A 16,701-nucleotide genomic window follows, 5' to 3' on the forward strand; every position below is an offset into this window, starting at 1 on the left:
TGCTTTATCGTGCTATTACAGCCTGCTCGGGGGCGCGCGCGAGGTGACGCGCCCCCCCCCGCCACTCGCGTAGCGGATGCGGTCGTTACCTGTCGACGCCTCCCAGCACGGGGTCGATGGACGCGATGACGACGATGACGTCGGCCAGCTGACCGCCCTCGCACATCGCCGCGAGCGCCTGCAGGTTGGTGAAGGAGGGGTCACGGAAGTGGACCCGGTAGGGGCGGGTGCCGCCGTCGGAGACGACGTGCGCGCCCAGCTCCCCCTTGGGCGACTCGACGGCCGTGTACGCCTGTCCCGGCGGTACGCGGAAGCCCTCGGTGACCAGCTTGAAGTGGTGGATCAGGGACTCCATCGAGGTGCCCATGATCTTCCTGATGTGGTCGAGGGAGTTGCCCAGTCCGTCGGGCCCCAGGGCGAGCTGGGCGGGCCAGGCGATCTTCTTGTCCGGGACCATCACGGGCCCCGGCTCCAGCCGGTCCAGGCACTGCTCGACGATCCTGAGCGACTGCCGCATCTCCTCCAGCCGGATCAGGAATCGGCCGTAGGCGTCGCAGGTGTCGACGGTGGCGATGTCGAAGTCGTACGTCTCGTAACCGCAGTACGGGTCGCTCTTGCGCAGGTCGAACGGCAGGCCGGTGGAGCGCAGGATCGGGCCCGTCACGCCGAGGGCCATGCATCCCGCCAGGTCGAGATAGCCGATGTCCTGCATACGGGCCTTGAAGACGGGGTTCCCGGTGGCGAGCTTGTCATACTCCGGGAAGTTCTTCTTGAGCGTCCTGACCAGGTCGCGCAGCTGGTCGACGGCGCCGGCCGGCAGGTCCTGGGCGAGTCCGCCGGGCCTGATGAACGCGTGGTTCATGCGCAGACCGGTGACCAACTCATAGGCGTCCATGATCATTTCGCGGTCGCGGAACCCGTAGATCATGACGGTCGTGGCGCCGAGCTCCATGCCGCCGGTGGCGATGGCCACCAGGTGGGAGGAGATGCGGTTCAGCTCCATGAGCAGGACCCGGATGACGGTGGCCCGGTCGGGGACGTCGTCCTCGATGCCCAGGAGCTTCTCCACGGCCAGGCAGTACACCGTCTCGTTGAAGAACGACGAGAGGTAGTCCATCCGCGTCACCAGCGTGGTGCCCTGCGTCCACGTCCGGAACTCGGTGCTCTTCTCGATCCCGGTGTGGAGGTAGCCGATGCCGCAGCGGGCCTCGGTGACGGTCTCGCCGTCGATCTCCAGGATCAGCCGGAGCACTCCGTGGGTGGAGGGGTGCTGCGGGCCCATGTTGACGACGATGCGCTCGTCGTCGGCGCGCGCGGCGGACTGGACGACCTCGTCCCAGTCCCCGCCGGAGACCGTGTAGACGGTGCCCTCCGTCGTCTCGCGGGGGCCCGACGGGGGCGTGGCGTGCACGTGAGGGGCAGTCATGAGCTGTACGACCTCCGCTGGTACGAAGCCGGAATCCGGGCGAATGTGCAGGTGCCGGCGTGCGGCCGGAAACCGGCCGTCTCCCGCGCGGCGGACGGTGTGCCGCGGCCGCTCATCGCAGCAGTCCCTTCAGCTCGATGGTCGGGAGCGCCTTGAGCGCCGCTTCCTCGGCCTCCCGGGCCGCCTCCTCGGCGTTGACCCCGAGCTTCGACGTCCGGATCTTCTCGTGCAGCTTGAGGATCGCGTCCATCAGCATCTCGGGACGCGGCGGGCAGCCGGGCAGGTAGATGTCGACGGGCACGACGTGGTCGACGCCCTGGACGATCGCGTAGTTGTTGAACATGCCGCCCGAGGAGGCGCAGACCCCCATGGAGATCACCCACTTGGGGTTCGGCATCTGGTCGTAGACCTGCCGCAGCACCGGCGCCATCTTCTGGCTCACCCGGCCCGCGACGATCATCAGGTCCGCCTGGCGCGGTGAGCCGCGGAAGACCTCCATGCCGAACCGTGCGAGGTCGTACCTGCCGGCCCCCGCCGCCATCAGCTCGAAGGCGCAGCAGGCCAGACCGAAGGTCGCGGGGAAGACCGACGACTTGCGTGCCAGTCCCGCGGCATGCTCGACCGTGCTCAGCAGGAAGCCGCTCGGCAGCTTTTCTTCGAGTCCCAATGAGGTGCCCTTCAGCCCTTGTAGTCCTCTGGTCCCGTTCCAGCATGTCGACGAGCCCGAAAGCACCGGCGAGCCGTCGGACGGCGGCCCGGGGATGCGGGGTCGACGCCGAGGACGGCGAGTGCGTCGCCGGATGGTGCCCGGCCGGGAAGCGCCGCCGCCCGCAGCCTGGAAGGAAGCTCGGTGCCGTGCTCGTACGCTTTACGTTCTGCCTGGTCGGGTCGTGCGGCGCGGCGCGCACGCAGAAGACGGCGAACGCCGCCCGGGGGCGCCGAGCACGAGCGTGGGTACGGAGATGTTCACGCCCCTCAGCTCCTTCCAGTCGTCCTTGACCGATGGACCGCGCGCATCGGCGTCACTCGCCACCCCGGGCCCGTCACCGGCCGCGCGCGTCCGCCGCCGAACCGGCCCGTGACCGGTTGCGAGACCCGCCGCCGACGTGCCCTCGGAGATCGCGAGTATGTGAAACGGCTCACATGCGCGATGCGTGCAGTCTATGCCCGGGCTTCTGTGATCTGCGACATACGCAGCAGCACGCACTTTGTGACCTTCGCCACCTGGGGGCGGAGCGCCGGTGGTGATCATTCCGTGCGCTCCCGGGGTGGCGTCATGGCCCAGCGGATGGTCTTGGTCAGTACGTGGCCCGCGGGGCGTACGGCGATGTCCTCGACGACCGGGACGCGGGGCAGCCACAGCATGCCGCGGGCCCAGGGCGGGAGCAGCGCGACGGCGTTCGCGGCCAGCCCGCCGTAGAACGGCCGCACCGCGAGCGGCAGCGGGGGCTGGAACAGGATGAAGCGTGCGGCGGCGCGGGCCTCGGGGGTGGCCCGCAGCTCGGTCCGGTACGCGGCGAGGCACTCGGACAGCTGGCGGCGGTCGCGGGGCGGGTCGGCCACCCCGAGGGCCTCGGCGACCCGGGCGGCGTCGGCGACATAGCCGTCGTAGCCCGCGGCGTCGAGCGGGTGGGCCCCGTAGCGCTGGTGGGCGCGCAGGAAACTGTCCGTCTCTGCCGCGTGCACCCAGCCGAGCAGGTGCGGGTCGGCCGCGTGGTACGCCAGGCCGTCGGCCGTCCTCCCCCGGACCTGCTCATGGATGCCGCGGACGTGATCGACGGCCAGTCGGGCGTCCTCGGCGGTGCCGTAGGTCGTCACGGCCAGGAAGGTACTGGTGCGTTGCAGCCGGCCCCACGGGTCCCCGCGATAGCCGGAGTGGGCGGCGACGGCCGCCATGGCGAGCGGGTGCAGGGACTGCAACAGCAGCGCGCTGATCCCTCCGATGAACATCGACGCGTCCCCATGCACCGTCCGGATCGGCCGGTCGGGGCCGAACCAGCGCGGGCCCGGTGCCAGGTGGATGCGGGCGCGGGTGGCCGGCCCTTCGGGGCCCGCCACCCGGTGGAACAGGGCCATGCCCAGGCGTTCACGCAGTTCCGTCAGCATCGTTGCCTCCCCTTCCCTTCAAGTGTCCGGCATGCCCCGGGAAACTCCGCGGAACCTTCGCCGTGGCGACGAGGACGTGAGGAACAGGAGTGGTCGGCTCATGATCTCCCCCTGGCATGATCGTCCCCGCCGCGCCGGGGGAAACGCAGCCGCACAGTTCTTCTCGGCGTCGGCACCGGCCTCGCCCCCGGCCCGTCCGTCCTCAGCCCCTTAATCTGCTGGACAGCACACCGCCCAGCGAAGGATCCACGTGGCAGCGAAGGAACTCCGGCCCCATCAGCGGGAGGCCGTGGACGCGGTGCTCCGTGCTCTGGAGGTCCCCGCCGACGGGACCGTGCCCGAGCACGGGCTCCGTACCCAGGTGATCATGGCGACCGGGACCGGGAAGACCCTGGTCGCCACCCGCGGTGCGGAGGAACTCCGCGCCGGCCGGGTGCTGGTCCTCGTGCCCTCGCTGGACCTGCTCGCCCAGACCGAGGCCGCCTGGCGCGACGGTGGCCGCACCGGGCCGGTGATCGGCGTGTCCTCCCTGCGCGGGGCCGAGGCGTCCTTCCCCAACACCACCGACGTGGACGAACTCGTCGCCTGGGTACGGCCCTTCGACAAGGTCACCGTCTTCGCCACCTACGCTTCCCTCGGACTGGGCACCCTGGAACGCGCGCACCGGGCGGGCCTTCCCGGCTGGGACCTGATCGTCGTGGACGAGGCGCACCGGACGTCCGGCCGGATCGGCAAACCCTGGGCGGTCGTGCATGACAACGCACGCATCCCGTCCCTGCGCCGCCTGTACATGACGGCGACACCGCGGCTGTGGCAGCTGGACGAGGACGCCGGGCAGCAGGGCGCGCCGGGTGAGCTGGTGGCGTCGATGGAGGACGACCCGGACGGGCCGTTCGGGTCCCGCTGCCACACCCTGACGCTGTCGGAGGCGATCGACCGGGGCATCTGCGCGCCGTACCGGGTGGTGTGCGTGGATGTCACGGACGCTGAGTTCCAGGCCGCTGTGCTGCTCGGCGCGCAGGGCCGGTCGGACGAGGTGCGCGGGGCGCGGCTGGCGGCGTTGCAGACGGCGCTCGTGAAGGCAGCGGCCGAGGAAGGGCTGCGGCGCACGCTGGTCTTTCATCACGCGGTGAAGGAGGCGGAGGCGTTCGCGGCCGGGCTTCCGGGTGTCGCGGCGCGGCTGCACGCGGCGCATCCGGGGGCGTATCCGCGGCTGGTCCGGGCGGACTGGCTGTGCGGCGCGCACAAACCGCTGCACCGGCGGCGCGTGCTCTCCCAGTTCGCCGACGGGGTCTCGGCGGACGGCACCGTCGTGGACAAGAGCTTCCTGGGGTCGGTGAGGGTCCTGGGCGAGGGCGTCGACACGAGGAACTGCGACTCCGTGTACTGGGCGGACGTGCGCGGCTCCATGCCCGATCTCGTCCAGGCCGTCGGCCGCGCGCTGCGGATGCAGCCAGGGGAGGGCAAGGTCGCCTCGCTCGTGGTGCCGGTCCTGCTCGGGCCCGGCGAGACGGCCGACAGCATGCTGACCTCCCGCGCCTACGCGGGGCTCGCCAAGCTCCTGGAAGCGCTCAGGGCGCACGACACCCGCATCGTGGAACAGCTCGCCGAGCCGCAGGCCCCCAGCCACTCGCCCAAGGGCCACGAAGCAGCCGGCGCCGGAGGCGTGAGCGGGCCCGCCCGCGCCCTGCTGGAGTTCTCGACCCCCCGCGACCCCGCCCAGCTGGCCGCGTTCATCAGGTTGCGCGTCCTCGATCCCGAGCGCGAGCACTGGCGGCGCGGCATCGAAGCGGCCGTCGTCTACCACCGTACGTACGGCGATCTGCGCGTGCCCTTCACCTACCGCGTGCCGAAGGGCCGGGCGGCCGAAGCCGAGGGGTGGCCGCCCTCGCTCGCCGGCTTCCCCCTGGGGCAGTGGATCGCCGACGCCCGCCGCTTCCACGCCCGCGGGGCCATGACCGAGGACCGTGCCGAGCAGTTGGAGAAGCTGGGCATGGTCTGGTCGCACTACGACGTCGCCTGGGAGGAGGGCCTGGCCGCCGCGCGGGGGTGGGCAGCCGAGCACGGGCATCTGCTGGCCCCGCTGGACGCCACCCACCAGGGCTACAAGGTGGGGATCTGGCTGAAGAACCAGCGTGCCGCCGCCCGGCGGGCCCAGCAGTACGAGCAGCGGCGCGCCGAGGGGGTGCCGGTCGGGTCGGCGGCGGGCGTCCTGTCGGAGGAGCGGCGCGAGCAGCTGGAGGACATCGACCCCTCTTGGTGCCCCGCCTGGCCGGTGGAATGGCAGCGCGTCTTCCACCTCACCCGGCAGCACCTGGAACACGGCGGAACGCTGCCCACGGCCCCGGGCGAGACCGTCCGCCAGGGCGAGGACCTCGGACGATGGGTCCGCGCCCAGCGGCTCGGCTACGACAGGCTCACCGCCGTTCAGCAGTGGATGCTCGAACACATCCTCGGCGTCCGTCCCGCGCAGGAGAGCGAAAGGCCACGCCCACGCCGTACGCACGCCGACCGCTGGACCCTCCACCTGACCGCCGCCCGCCAGTTCTACGAGCGTGAGGGGCATCTCCGCGTACCGCGCAAGCACGTCGAACGGCTCGTCGGCGAGGACCGGGAGCAGCGGGAGATCAAACTCGGCGCCTGGATCAGCAACCAGCGCACCAGGGCCGCGACCATGTCGCCGGAGCGGATCGAGCAACTGTCACGGATCGGGATGCGCTGGACCTCGCACGAGCCGGCATCCGACGCCGCGCAGGGCTAACGCGTTACGCGGTGGCGGAGGTAGACGACTCTCGAGTTGAAGGTGCGGGTCTCGACAAGTTCGAGATCCACCCGGCGCTCGGCCCGGGGGAAGAACGGGATGCCGCCCCCGACCAGCACCGGGTAGACCATGGTCCGGTACTCGTCGATCAGTCCCAGTGAGGCCGCCTCGGCGGCGAGCGTCGCGCCGCCGATCGCGATGTCGCCCTCCCCCGGCTCGGCCCGCAGCCGCTCGATCTCCTCCACCAGGCCGCCGGAGGCCAGGCGGGCATGGCCCTGCACCTCCGACAGCGTGGTGGAGAACACCACCTTGGGGAGCGGCTTCCAGAGCGCGGTCCACTCGAGTTCGGCGTCGTCGAGCGAGGGATCCTGGTCGGCGGTCTCCCAGTACAGCATCGTCTCGTACAGCCGTCGTCCCAGCAGGTGGACGCCGACCTGGCGAATCTCGTCGATCCAGAAGGGGAAGACCTCCTCGTCGGGCACCGTCCAGTCGAAACCGCCGTCCGGCCCGACGATGTAGCCGTCGAGCGAAACGCTCATCGAATAGGTCACGCTGCGCATCAGGAGTCCTCCTCCGTAACGGGTTCGACAGTACGACCGCCGAACGCCTCAGGACTCATCGCGACGCGCGGGACCGAGGGGAAGTGCTCGGCGCCGCTGTCCGGCTTCCCGCGCGCGCCTGCCGTCGCGTCCGGTGCGTCGTGGTGCGCCGGCAGGACGGCCTGGTGGTCACTTCGGCTGGAGCCTCGACGCCCTGGACGACTGCCTGCGCGGCGGCTGGGGCGCTGCCGCCCGTTCACCGGCCGGTGGGCATCATCCTCCGGTGACAGGACGCGCCTGCGCGGCCGGCGCGACGGTGTCCCAGTGGGCCGTTCGGTCACACCAGCGCTGCAGGAGCGTGCTGTCGTGGCCGACGGCGAGCAGGCCGGCCCCGGTGGTGGCCCGGTAGTGCTCCACCACGGCCACCAGGGCCGCGGTGGTGGACGCGTCGAGCATCGCTGTCATCTCGTCGCAGATCAGCCAGCGGGGGCGCAGTGCGAGGGCGCGGGCGAGGCAGGCGCGCTGGAGCTGGCCGTCGCTGACTTCGTGGGGGCGCCTGCTCAGCAGTTCGGGGGTGAGTCCCACCGTCTCGGCGAGTTCGGCGACCCGTTCCGCCGCCTGTCCGCGGCGGCCGGTGGCGCGCAGCGGTTCGGCGATCAAGTCCGTGAGCCGCAGCCGGGGGTCCGCGGAGAGCCTCGGCTGCTGGAACACCACTCCGAAGGCGGTGCGCAGCTCGCGCGGGGCGCGGTGGCGCCAGTGCCGCACCGGGGTGCCGTCGAGGAGCAGGGTGCCGGAGTCCGGTCGGTGCAGCAGGGCGGCGACGCGGGCCAGGGTGGACTTTCCGCAGCCGCTGGGGCCGAGCAGGCCGACGGCTTCGCCGGGCGCGACCGTCAGGGAGGCGTTCCGCACCACGGGGGCGCGCCGGTCGTAGCCCGCTGTGATGGCGCGCAGTTCAAGCACGGACGTCCTCCTCGGCCGGCGCAGCGCCAGGGGCTTCCCGTGGTGCGTGCGGGTGGTGGCAGGCGGCTCCCCCGGTCATCCGCGGCAATGTGGCGCAGGTGCCGGTGGCCCGGTCGCAGCGTGCGGCGAAGGCGCAGCCGTCGGGCAGGTCGCCGAGTTCCGGCGGCATGCCGGGGATGGGGCGGAAATCCCGCTCGGGAAGGGCTCGCAGGAGGCCGCGGCTATACGGGTGGCGGGGGCCGGGCGCGCCGAAGAAGCCGGCGGCGTCGGCCACTTCGACGATGCGGCCCGCGTACATGACGGCGATCCGGTCGGCGATGCGTTCGGCGGCCGTCAGGTCGTGGGTGATCATGAGCAGGGCCCGTCCGGTGCCGCGCGCACGGCCACCGGTTCCCTTCGCTGCGCCGCTCGCGCCGTCTCCCTCGCCCTCCCTGAGACCCCCCGCCTCGACATGGCGCCGCAATTCGTCGACCGTCCGCTCCACCAGTTCCCTGTCGAGCCCCGTCGTGGGTTCGTCCGCCAGCAGCAGTGGGGCGTCGCCGACCAGGGCGAGGGCGGTCGCGGCGCGCTGGGCGAGGCCGCCCGACAGCTCGTGGGGATGCCGGTCGAGGTGGTCCGTGGGAAAGGCGGCCCGTGCCGCCGCGGCCTCGGCGGCCGCGCGCAGGGCCGTGCGGCCCCGGACGCCGGTCAACTGGGCGACGGTCTCCTCCAGCTGGGAACGGATGGTCCGCACGGGCGTGAGGTGCGCGGCCGGGCTCTGCGGGATGAGGCCGATGCGGCGCCCGCGTACCGTGCGGGCGAGGGTCCGCTCGTCGGCCGCGAGGAGGTCGAGGTCGCCGAGGCGGGCCTCGCCCGCGGTCTGCGCGTTGGCGGGGAGGAGGCCCAGCAGGGCGGAGGCGAGGACGGACTTGCCGCAGCCGCTCTCGCCGATCAGGGCGAGGCACTCGCCGGCCGCCACGTCGAAGTGCGCGTCGGTGACGGCGGCGATGCGGCGCGCGCCCGGCATGAGGAAGCGCACCGACAGGCCGCGCACCGACAGGACGGGGTGTGGCTCGGTCACAGCATCAGCTCCGATCGCCGGCGCGGGTTGATCCGTTCCCGCCAGGCACCGGCGAGACCGGCGACGGCGAGGGTCGGGACGATGAGGAACAGGCCGGGGAAGAGGGTCGGCCACCACTGTCCGGCGAGCAGCGAACCGCGCGCGGTCTGGATGAGGGTGCCGAGGCTCGCCGTGTGCGTGGGCAGGCCGAGCCCGAGGAAGGACAGGGCCGATTCGTGCCACATGGCGTGCGGCACCATCAGTACGGCGGCGAGCGCGGCCTGGGGCAGCACGCCGGGGAGCAGGTGCCGTACGAGCACCCGCCATCGGGACGCGCCTGCGGAGACGGCCGCGTCGATGTAGGGGCGCGAGCGCAGGGACAGGACCTCGGCGCGGACGATGCGCGCGGTCGACAGCCAGTGGGTGAGGGCGACCGAGACGACCACCGGCCACACGCCGGGCCGGAACATGGCGACGATGAAGATGCCGAGCAGCAGGTGCGGCACGGACGAGAACACGTCGACCAGCCGCATGACACCACGGTCCATCCAGCCGCCCAGCGCCCCGGCGGTGGCGCCGACGGCGGTGCCGATCACGGTCGCCGTGAGGGCCGCCGCGACGCCGACGAGCAGGGAGACCCGCAGCCCGTAGACGCAGCGCAGCAGCAGGTCGCGGCCGACGTCGTCGGTGCCGAAGGGGTGCGCCGGGGAAGGGGGTTGCAGCTTGGCGGCCAGGTCCACGGCCTGCTGGTCGAGCTGGACGAGCGGCGGGACGAGCAGCACGGCGAGGACGGTCGCGGCCAGCAGCGCGGTGCAGACGCGCACCCGGACGCCGCGGGCCGTGCGCCGGCCGCCGGAGCCGTACGACCGCCAGTGGGGCGCGGCTTCGGCCTCAGCCATCGGAGTCACATTTCACTGAGCTTCACTCTCGGGTCGATCAGGCCGTACAGGAGGTCGGCGAGCAGGTTTCCGACGAGGACGGCGACGGTGGCGAGGGCGGTGAGGGCGGCCAGCAGCGGGAAGTCGACGGCGGTGGCCGCCTCCACCGTGGCCGCCGCGATGCCCGGCCAGCTGAAGACGCTCTCCACCAGCAGGGCGCCGGTGATGAGTTCGGGGACGCGCGAGCCGATCAGGGTGAGGACCGGCAGCAGTCCGGAGCGCAGCGCGTGGCCGAGCAGCACGGTGCGTTCGCTCAGCCCTCGGGCGCGTGCTCCGCGCACCGGGTCCTCCGCCAGCGCGTCGCCGACGCCCTGGCGGACGTAGAGCGCGAACCAGGGGAGCTGGGAGAGCGCGAGCACGCCCGCGGGCAGCACGAGGTGGCCGGCGACCTGACCCGCGGTGACCTGTTCGGTGCCGGTGTCGGTGAGGCCGCCGGCCGGGAGGACGCCCCACTGGAGGGCGAACAGCCAGACGGCGAGCAGCGCGATCCAGAAGACCGGCGCGGCCTCCAGCACGTACGCGAGCGAGGTGACGGCCCGGTCGAACCAGGAGCCCGGGCGGCGGGCCGCGAGCACTCCGAGCAGCGTGCCGGCGAGTACGGCGGTGCCGAACGCGACCGCGCACAGCAGCGTCGACCACACCAGCCGCTCGCCGATCACCTGGGCGACCGGCTGCCGCATCACGCTGGACTGGCCCAGGTCGCCGCCGAGCGCGGAGGTCAGCCAGTGCCACCAGCGCACGGCGAACGGCTCCCCCGCGCCGAGGTTGGCCCGCAGCCGGTCGAGGGTCTCCTGGTCGGCGCCGAGCGCGGCGGTGCCGGCGTACGCCTTGACGGGGTCGAAGGGGGAGGCGGCGGCGATGGCGAACACGCCGAAGGTGACGGCGAGGAGCACCGGGACGGCGACCAGGGCCCGCCGTCCCACCAGGCGCGCCATCGCTCCCCAGGGCAGGGGTGTCATGTCTTCGGCTGCCAGTCCTCGACGTTCCACCACGGCCCGCTGGCGAAGCCGTGCTCGTGCGGCTCGACCTGCGTGGTCGGTCCGTCCCAGCGGTCGGCGAGCACGTACAGGTGGTCGATGTGCGTGAGGAAGGTGTAGCCGGGGTCCTTCACCAGCTCACGCTGAAGCGTGTCGTACGCGGCCCTGCGCGCGGCCGGGTCCTGGCTGCGGCGGCCGGTGTCGAGTGCGCGGTCCACCGCCGGGTTGTCGTAGTGGCTCATGTTGTTGAAGCCGTCGCCGGCGAGCGAGGAGTGCAGCAGGGTGTAGAGGCCGAAGTCGGGGTCGCCGGTGCTGCCGAAGCCCGCGAGGACGGCGTCGTTCCCCATCCGCGGCTCGATGACCTCCCACGTGGCGCTCTCCGCCCTCACGTCGATGCCGGCCTTCCTGGCGTCGGAGGCGTAGGCGAGGGCGTGGTCCTGGCGGACTTTGTCGCCCGTGGGGTAGAGCAGGGTGAAGGCGGCGCGGCGGCCGTCCTTGACCCGGACGCCGTCCTTGCCGGGCTTCCAGCCCGCCGTGTCCAGGATGCGCCGCGCCTTGCCGGGGTCGTGGGCGCGTTCGACGTCCTGGGCGAACCACGGGTCGTCGACGGGCAGCGGCCCGTACGCCGGGCGGCCCGCGCCGTCGAGGATCTTGTCGACCATGGCCCGGCGGTCCACGGCCGCGTCGAGGGCGCGGCGGATCGCGCGGTCGCCGGTCACCTCGTCCCCGGTGGGGAGGGTGACGGCGCGGTAGTCGTAGGACGTGGCCCGGTAGGTCCGCCTGCCGCTGTCGCTCTTGAACGTGGCGGCGAGGTTGGGCGGGAGGACGGCCCCGTCGAGGTCGCCGGAGCGCAGCCGGGTGGCGCGTACGTCGTCGTCCTCGACGATCGCCATGGTGACCTTCTTGACCTTCGGCGCGCCGCCCCAGTAGTGCGGGTTCGCCTTGAAGGTGAGCTTCTCGCCCTTGCGCCAGCCGGCCAGGACGTACGGGCCGGTGCCCACCGGCTCGGTGTTGAAGGAACCGGTGTTGGGGTCCTGCTTTCCGGCGATGTGTTCCGGGACGATCGGCAGCACCGTGCGCCCGGCGAAGGGCGCGTAAGGGTACTTGAGCGTGAAGACGACCTTGTCGTCGCCTGCGGCCCGCACGTCCTTGACGGCGGCCAGCTCGCTGCGGGCCGTGTTGTTGGTGTCGGGGTCGAGGACGGTCTTGTAGGTGAACACCACGTCGGCGGCCGTCAGCGGTTCGCCGTCGCTGAACTTCACGCCGTCGCGCAGGGTGAAGGTGTACGTGCGTCCGCCGTCGCCGATCTCGGGAAGCGCCTCGGCGAGGGCGGGCCTGAGCCGCAGATCGGCGTCGCGGGCGAGCAGGCCGTCGAAGATCTTGGAGTTGCCGTCCTTGCCGTAGCCGAGCAGCGGACTGAGGGTGTCCGGTTCGGACGCCACCCCGATCACGACGGAGTCGGCGGCCTGCCCGCCGGTACCGCCGCCGGGTGCCGAACAGGCGGCGGCCGCGACGCCCGTCGCCACCACGACGGCGGCACCTCGTATCCCTCTGGTCTTCCTGCTCGTCCTGCTTTTCCTGGTCGCCATGAGCCCCTCGCGCCCTATTGAAGATCAAATGCTGTTGCATGATAGTCGCAATAAGCGGGCACTGTGAGCGTAATGCGGGATGTCTCGCTTGCCCGTGCCTGGGTACGCGGGTCGTGCCCGTGCCAACGAACCCGCGCAGGAGGACGAGTGGTTCACCCGCTCGATACACGTGCCGTGTGCAGACCCCTGCCCTGTGCGAGGTTGACAGGGCAGCCGGCCCACTGACGGCACCGGCGTGCCACTCGCGCCCCGGCTGCGAGGCGTCCCCCCGCGTCGCGCGCTCCGGCCTGCCGCGCAACGGCGCGGGCCCGGGGCGGGTCCCGGCGCGCGGGACGGCAGCCGGCCGGAGGCGAGCGCGGCAGCGGCAATCCGACCCCCCACCAGAGGAACGCATCCATGGACTCCAAGCCCCTGAAGCAGGCAGCGCAGAAGGTCGCCGAGACGATCCAGGGCGACGGCCCCGGACCGGAGGAGGGCATTCCCGGGAAACCGGGGGCCGAGACTCCGCCTCTGGCGGAACCCACCGAGCCGCGCGAGCCGCTGCCGCCGAAGCCCGACCAGAGCGGCCCGGCCACCATGTCCCCCACCGGTCAGGAGACCGGCGCCGACCAGGCCCGGATGGCCCAGGGGGGCAGCTACCTCACCACGGCGCAGGGCACCCGCCTGTACGACACGGACCACTCGCTGAAGGCCGGGCCGCGCGGCCCGGTGCTGCTGCAGGACCATCACCTGCGCGAGAAGGTCATGCACTTCGACCACGAGCGCATCCCGGAGCGCGTGGTCCACGCCCGCGGCGCGGCGGCCCACGGCGTCTTCAAGAGCTACGGCACGGCGGAGACCGTCACGAAGGCGGCGTTCCTCGCCAAGGACGCCGAGACGCCGGTGTTCGTCCGCTTCTCCACGGTGCTGGGCTCGCGCGGCTCGTCCGACACCGTGCGCGACACCCGCGGATTCGCCACCAAGTTCTACACCACTGAGGGCGTCTTCGACCTGGTCGGGAACAACATCCCGGTCTTCTTCATCCAGGACGCCGTCAAGTTCCCCGACATCATCCACGCCGGCAAGCCGCACCCCGACCGGGAGATCCCGCAGGCGCAGAGCGCCCACGACACCTTCTGGGACTTCGTCACCCTGCACACCGAGGCCACCCACCACACGCTGTGGAACATGTCCGACCGGGGGATCCCGCGCTCCTACCGGATGATGGAGGGCTTCGGCGTGCACACCTTCCGCCTGGTCGACGCGGCGGGCGGCACGACCCTGGTGAAGTTCCACTGGAAGCCGAAGCTGGGCGTGCACTCCCTGGTGTGGGAGGAGGCGCAGCTCATCAACGGCGTCGACCCCGACTTCCACCGCCGGGACCTCGCCGACGCCATCGAGGCCGGCGCCCACCCGCAGTGGGAGCTGGGCATCCAGACCTTCCCCGACACCCCGGACCAGACCTTCGAGGGCATCGACCTGCTGGACCCGACGAACATCGTGCCCGAGGAACTGGCACCGGTGCAGCCGGTCGGGCTGCTCACCCTCAACCGCAACCCGTCGAACTTCTTCGCCGAGACCGAGCAGGTCGCCTTCCACGTCGGCCATCTCGTGCCCGGCATCGACATCACCGACGACCCGCTGCTCGCCGGGCGGCTGTTCTCGTACCTGGACACCCAGATCACGCGTCTGGGCGGCCCGAACTTCCCCCAACTGCCCATCAACCGCCCGCACGCGCCGGTCAACGACATGCAGCGCGACGGCATGCACCAGACCGCCGTGCACCGCGGTACGGCGCCCTACCGGCCCAACTCCCTCGACGGCGGCTGCCCGTTCACCGCGGGCGCGGACACCGCGGCGTACGTCGAGACGCCGGTACGGATTCCGGAGGCCACGAAGGTCCGCGAGGCGCCCGAGTCCTTCGCGGACCACTTCAGCCAGGCCCGCCGGTTCTGGCTCAGCATGAGCCCCGTGGAGCGCGAGCACATCATCGGCGCGTACACCTTCGAGCTCGGCAAGTGCTACGAGCAGTCGATCAAGGAACGCGCGCTGCAGGTGCTGGCGAACATCGACACCGAGCTGTGTGCGCAGGTCGCCGCCGGTCTCGGCCTGCCGGCCCCCGCGCCGACGGTGGCACCGGCGGACGTCGAGCCGAGCCCCGCGCTGTCCCAGGTCGGGCAGACCTGGCCCACGGACGGCCGCATCATCGGCATCGTCACCGACGCGGACGGCGACCTGGACGGCGTACGCACGGTGCGGGAAGCCGTCCTGCGCGGCGGCATGGTTCCGCTCGTCGTCGCTCCGACGGGCGGCACCCTCGGCGCGGGCGACGCCGCGCTGACCGTGCAGCGCACCTATGTCACCGCGCGGAGCGTGGAGTTCGACGCCGTGCTGGTCGCCGGGTCGCCCGGCGTGAGCAGCGACGCGCTGGGCGCCCGGGACGCCAAGGTGCCGCCGGGCGCGTCGGGGCTGACGACGTGCGACCCGCGCGTGACCCTGCTGCTGGCCGAGGCGTACCGGCACGGCAAGGCCATCGGCGCCTGGGCGGGCGGCGACGCCGCGCTCCAGACGGCGGGGGTGCCCGCCGAGGCGCCGGGTGTGGTCGTCGCTGACAGCGCCACGGCCGCTCTGGAGGAAGTCACCGGCCTGCTGAGCGCCCACCGGGTGTGGGAACGCTTCACGGCAGCGATCTGACCGGCCGCACTGGGCAGCCCGGCTCCAGGGCCGGTGCTCAGTGGTGTCTCCCGCGCGTCACCGCGGGTCGGCCTGTCCGGCCTTTCCCGGCCGGACAGGCCGACCCGCGCCGTGCGCCAGACCTCCTTCGCGGCACGGGCGCGCCCCCGGGCTCAGGGGCCCACGCGGTGCGACACCCCGAGCTCGATGAGGTGACGCTTCGTCACCCGGCCGCCGTACCGCCCGTCGATCAGGCCCGCGATGCACGCCAGCAGTCCGTTCCTGGCGGCTTCCGGCAGGGCTCTGTGGCCGGAATAGGTGCGCAGCAGGTCCAGATACTCCGGCGTGGTGTACGTGAGGTCCTGTTCGTAGCGGCGGAAGACCGTGGCGCCGAACCGGTCGCTGCGCGCCACCTCCTCGGCATGGTCCGAGCCGTCGACGGCCGTGGCCGCGGGAGGCCGCAGCCCCGGTGGCGTGTCCGGGTCGAAGCGCTCGTAGCAGCGCTGGACCTCGACGAAGAACTCCTCGGTGCCGCCCCGCACATGCTGGCTGCGCACCACGGCGAGCGCCCCGCCCGGGCGCAGCGCGTCGGCGGCCTTGGTCATCCGCACCGCCGGGTCGATCCAGTGGAAGGCCGTCGCCGCGAGGACCACGTCGAACGGCTCCTGCGGCAGCGGCCAGGTCTCGAAGTCGGCCGTCACCACCTCCACTTCGGCGGCCCCGGCCAGATGGCGCCGGGCGACCTCGGCCATGCGGGGTCCCGCCTCGACGGCCGTGATCCGGCAGCCCCGCTCGGCGAGGGGCACCGTCGCCTGGCCGGTTCCGCAGCCCACCTCCAGGACGCGGCTGCCGGGGCGGGCGCCCGCGAGGTCCGCGAGGTCGTCGTACAGCTCGGGCGGATAGCCGGGCCTGGCCCGGTCGTACAGGTCCGCGTCCTCGTCGAAGGTCCGGCTCAGGCGCGCCCGCCGGGACTCCTCGGGCCGGTCGTCGCGTCGGGCGTGCGCGTTGATGTCAGGGCGCGTCACACGTTGACGCCGAAGTCGGTGGCGATGCCGGCCAGGCCGGAGGCGTAGCCCTGTCCGACCGCGCGGAACTTCCATTCGGCACCGTGCCGGTAGAGCTCGCCGAAGACCATGGCGGTCTCCGTCGAGGCGTCCTCCGACAGGTCGTAGCGGGCGATCTCCTGACCGCCCGCCTGGTTGACGATCCGGATGAACGCGTTGCGGACCTGGCCGAAGCTCTGGCCGCGGTTCTGGGCGTCGTGGATGGAGACCGGGAAGACGATCTTGTCGACCTCGGCGGGCACGGACGCGAGGTTCACCTTGATGCTCTCGTCGTCGCCCTCGCCCTCACCGGTGAGGTTGTCGCCGGTGTGCTCGACCGAGCCGTCCGGGCTGGTGAGGTTGTTGTAGAAGACGAAGTGCCGGTCGGACAGGACCTTGCCGGACGCGTCGAGCAGCAGCGCGGAGGCGTCGAGGTCGTAGTCGGTGCCCGTGGTGGTGCGGACGTCCCAGCCCAGGCCGACGAGGACCGCCGTCAGGCCGGGAGCCTCCTTGCTGAGCGAGACATTGCCGCCTTTGGACAGGGAAACTCCCACGCTGCTCTCCTCCTTGAGAACCGCTGCGGGCCCACCGCGCGCGAACCCGCGCGAAACTCTACGGGATTGTAGAAGCAACGGAGAGGGGTACGGCGGTCCTTACGATGGGCCGCCCGT

13 protein-coding genes are annotated in these 16,701 nt (G+C 72.3%); 2 read left to right on the plus strand and 11 right to left on the minus strand.

The features are described from left to right. Nucleotides 1-85 precede the first annotated feature (85 nt). From AB0M97_RS23310 to AB0M97_RS23320, 3 genes are all read right to left on the minus strand, one after another. Nucleotides 86-1,426, minus strand: a complete 1,341-nt coding sequence (locus AB0M97_RS23310; protein WP_365962871.1) for an NADH-quinone oxidoreductase subunit D — start codon at nt 1,424-1,426, stop codon at nt 86-88. A gap of 112 nt (nt 1,427-1,538) precedes the next feature. Then, nucleotides 1,539-2,093 (minus strand): NADH-quinone oxidoreductase subunit B family protein, encoded by a 555-nt coding sequence (locus AB0M97_RS23315; RefSeq protein WP_365962872.1) that lies wholly within the window; start codon nt 2,091-2,093, stop codon nt 1,539-1,541. 581 nt (nt 2,094-2,674) lie between these two features. After that, nucleotides 2,675-3,532 carry an oxygenase MpaB family protein gene (locus AB0M97_RS23320; RefSeq protein WP_365962873.1) on the minus strand — a complete coding sequence of 286 codons (858 nt, stop codon included), beginning with the start codon at nt 3,530-3,532 and terminating at the stop codon, nt 2,675-2,677. A 250-nt stretch (nt 3,533-3,782) separates the two neighbouring features. On the opposite strand from AB0M97_RS23320, the gene AB0M97_RS23325 reads away from it, so the two are divergent. Continuing rightward, on the plus strand, nt 3,783-6,293 hold the full coding sequence (locus AB0M97_RS23325; RefSeq protein WP_365962874.1) for a Helicase associated domain protein: 2,511 nt from the start codon (nt 3,783-3,785) through the stop codon (nt 6,291-6,293). Here the strand turns inward: AB0M97_RS23325 and AB0M97_RS23330 are convergent. The 6 genes from AB0M97_RS23330 to AB0M97_RS23355 all read right to left on the minus strand — a co-directional run bounded on the left by AB0M97_RS23330 (nt 6,290) and on the right by AB0M97_RS23355 (nt 12,335). Next, a complete protein-coding gene (locus AB0M97_RS23330; protein ID WP_365962875.1) occupies nt 6,290-6,853 on the minus strand; it encodes a dihydrofolate reductase family protein in 564 nt (187 codons plus the stop codon). The two genes, AB0M97_RS23325 and AB0M97_RS23330, sit on opposite strands and share 4 nt — an antisense overlap. Nucleotides 6,854-7,105: 252 nt before the next feature. Continuing rightward, on the minus strand, nt 7,106-7,792 hold the full coding sequence (locus AB0M97_RS23335) for an ATP-binding cassette domain-containing protein (RefSeq protein ID WP_365962877.1): 687 nt from the start codon (nt 7,790-7,792) through the stop codon (nt 7,106-7,108). Further along, nucleotides 7,785-8,852 (minus strand): ABC transporter ATP-binding protein, encoded by a 1,068-nt coding sequence (locus AB0M97_RS23340; protein ID WP_365962878.1) that lies wholly within the window; start codon nt 8,850-8,852, stop codon nt 7,785-7,787. The genes AB0M97_RS23335 and AB0M97_RS23340 overlap by 8 nt, the downstream gene beginning before the upstream one ends. Continuing rightward, nucleotides 8,849-9,730, minus strand: a complete 882-nt coding sequence (locus AB0M97_RS23345) for an ABC transporter permease (RefSeq protein WP_365962879.1) — start codon at nt 9,728-9,730, stop codon at nt 8,849-8,851. Before AB0M97_RS23345 ends, AB0M97_RS23340 begins: the two co-directional genes overlap by 4 nt. Nucleotides 9,731-9,735: 5 nt before the next feature. Then, nucleotides 9,736-10,704 carry an ABC transporter permease gene (locus tag AB0M97_RS23350; protein ID WP_365962953.1) on the minus strand — a complete coding sequence of 323 codons (969 nt, stop codon included), beginning with the start codon at nt 10,702-10,704 and terminating at the stop codon, nt 9,736-9,738. Nucleotides 10,705-10,724: 20 nt separating this feature from the next. Then, the gene (locus AB0M97_RS23355; protein WP_365962880.1) at nt 10,725-12,335 is read right to left on the minus strand and encodes an ABC transporter substrate-binding protein; all 1,611 of its coding nucleotides are present in this window, start codon (nt 12,333-12,335) and stop codon (nt 10,725-10,727) included. A gap of 396 nt (nt 12,336-12,731) precedes the next feature. Between AB0M97_RS23355 and AB0M97_RS23360 the strand changes: the two genes are divergently transcribed. After that, complete coding sequence (locus AB0M97_RS23360) at nt 12,732-15,008, plus strand: catalase (RefSeq protein WP_365962881.1); 2,277 nt, start codon at nt 12,732-12,734, stop codon at nt 15,006-15,008. A gap of 152 nt (nt 15,009-15,160) precedes the next feature. On the opposite strand, the gene AB0M97_RS23365 is transcribed toward AB0M97_RS23360, so the two are convergent. Further along, nucleotides 15,161-16,012 (minus strand): class I SAM-dependent methyltransferase, encoded by an 852-nt coding sequence (locus AB0M97_RS23365; protein ID WP_365962882.1) that lies wholly within the window; start codon nt 16,010-16,012, stop codon nt 15,161-15,163. Further along, entirely contained in the window at nt 16,009-16,584 is a 576-nt protein-coding gene (locus AB0M97_RS23370; RefSeq protein ID WP_365962883.1) for a TerD family protein, read from the minus strand. Before AB0M97_RS23370 ends, AB0M97_RS23365 begins: the two co-directional genes overlap by 4 nt. Between the last annotated feature and the right edge of the window lie 117 nt (nt 16,585-16,701).

The sequence above is a fragment of the Streptomyces sp. NPDC051207 genome, assembly GCF_040682395.1.
GTDB lineage: Bacteria > Actinomycetota > Actinomycetes > Streptomycetales > Streptomycetaceae > Streptomyces.

Bases quoted from the DNA above. Each gene is read 5' to 3' on its own strand.
- AB0M97_RS23310 (WP_365962871.1), bottom strand. From the start codon at position 1,426: ATGACTGCCCCTCACGTGCACGCCACGCCCCCGTCGGGCCCCCGCGAG.
- AB0M97_RS23320 (WP_365962873.1), bottom strand. From the start codon at position 3,532: ATGCTGACGGAACTGCGTGAACGCCTGGGCATGGCCCTGTTCCACCGG.
- AB0M97_RS23330 (WP_365962875.1), bottom strand. From the start codon at position 6,853: ATGCGCAGCGTGACCTATTCGATGAGCGTTTCGCTCGACGGCTACATC.
- AB0M97_RS23345 (WP_365962879.1), bottom strand. From the start codon at position 9,730: ATGGCTGAGGCCGAAGCCGCGCCCCACTGGCGGTCGTACGGCTCCGGC.
- AB0M97_RS23350 (WP_365962953.1), bottom strand. From the start codon at position 10,704: ATGGCGCGCCTGGTGGGACGGCGGGCCCTGGTCGCCGTCCCGGTGCTC.
- AB0M97_RS23355 (WP_365962880.1), bottom strand. From the start codon at position 12,335: ATGGCGACCAGGAAAAGCAGGACGAGCAGGAAGACCAGAGGGATACGA.
- AB0M97_RS23360 (WP_365962881.1), top strand. From the start codon at position 12,732: ATGGACTCCAAGCCCCTGAAGCAGGCAGCGCAGAAGGTCGCCGAGACG.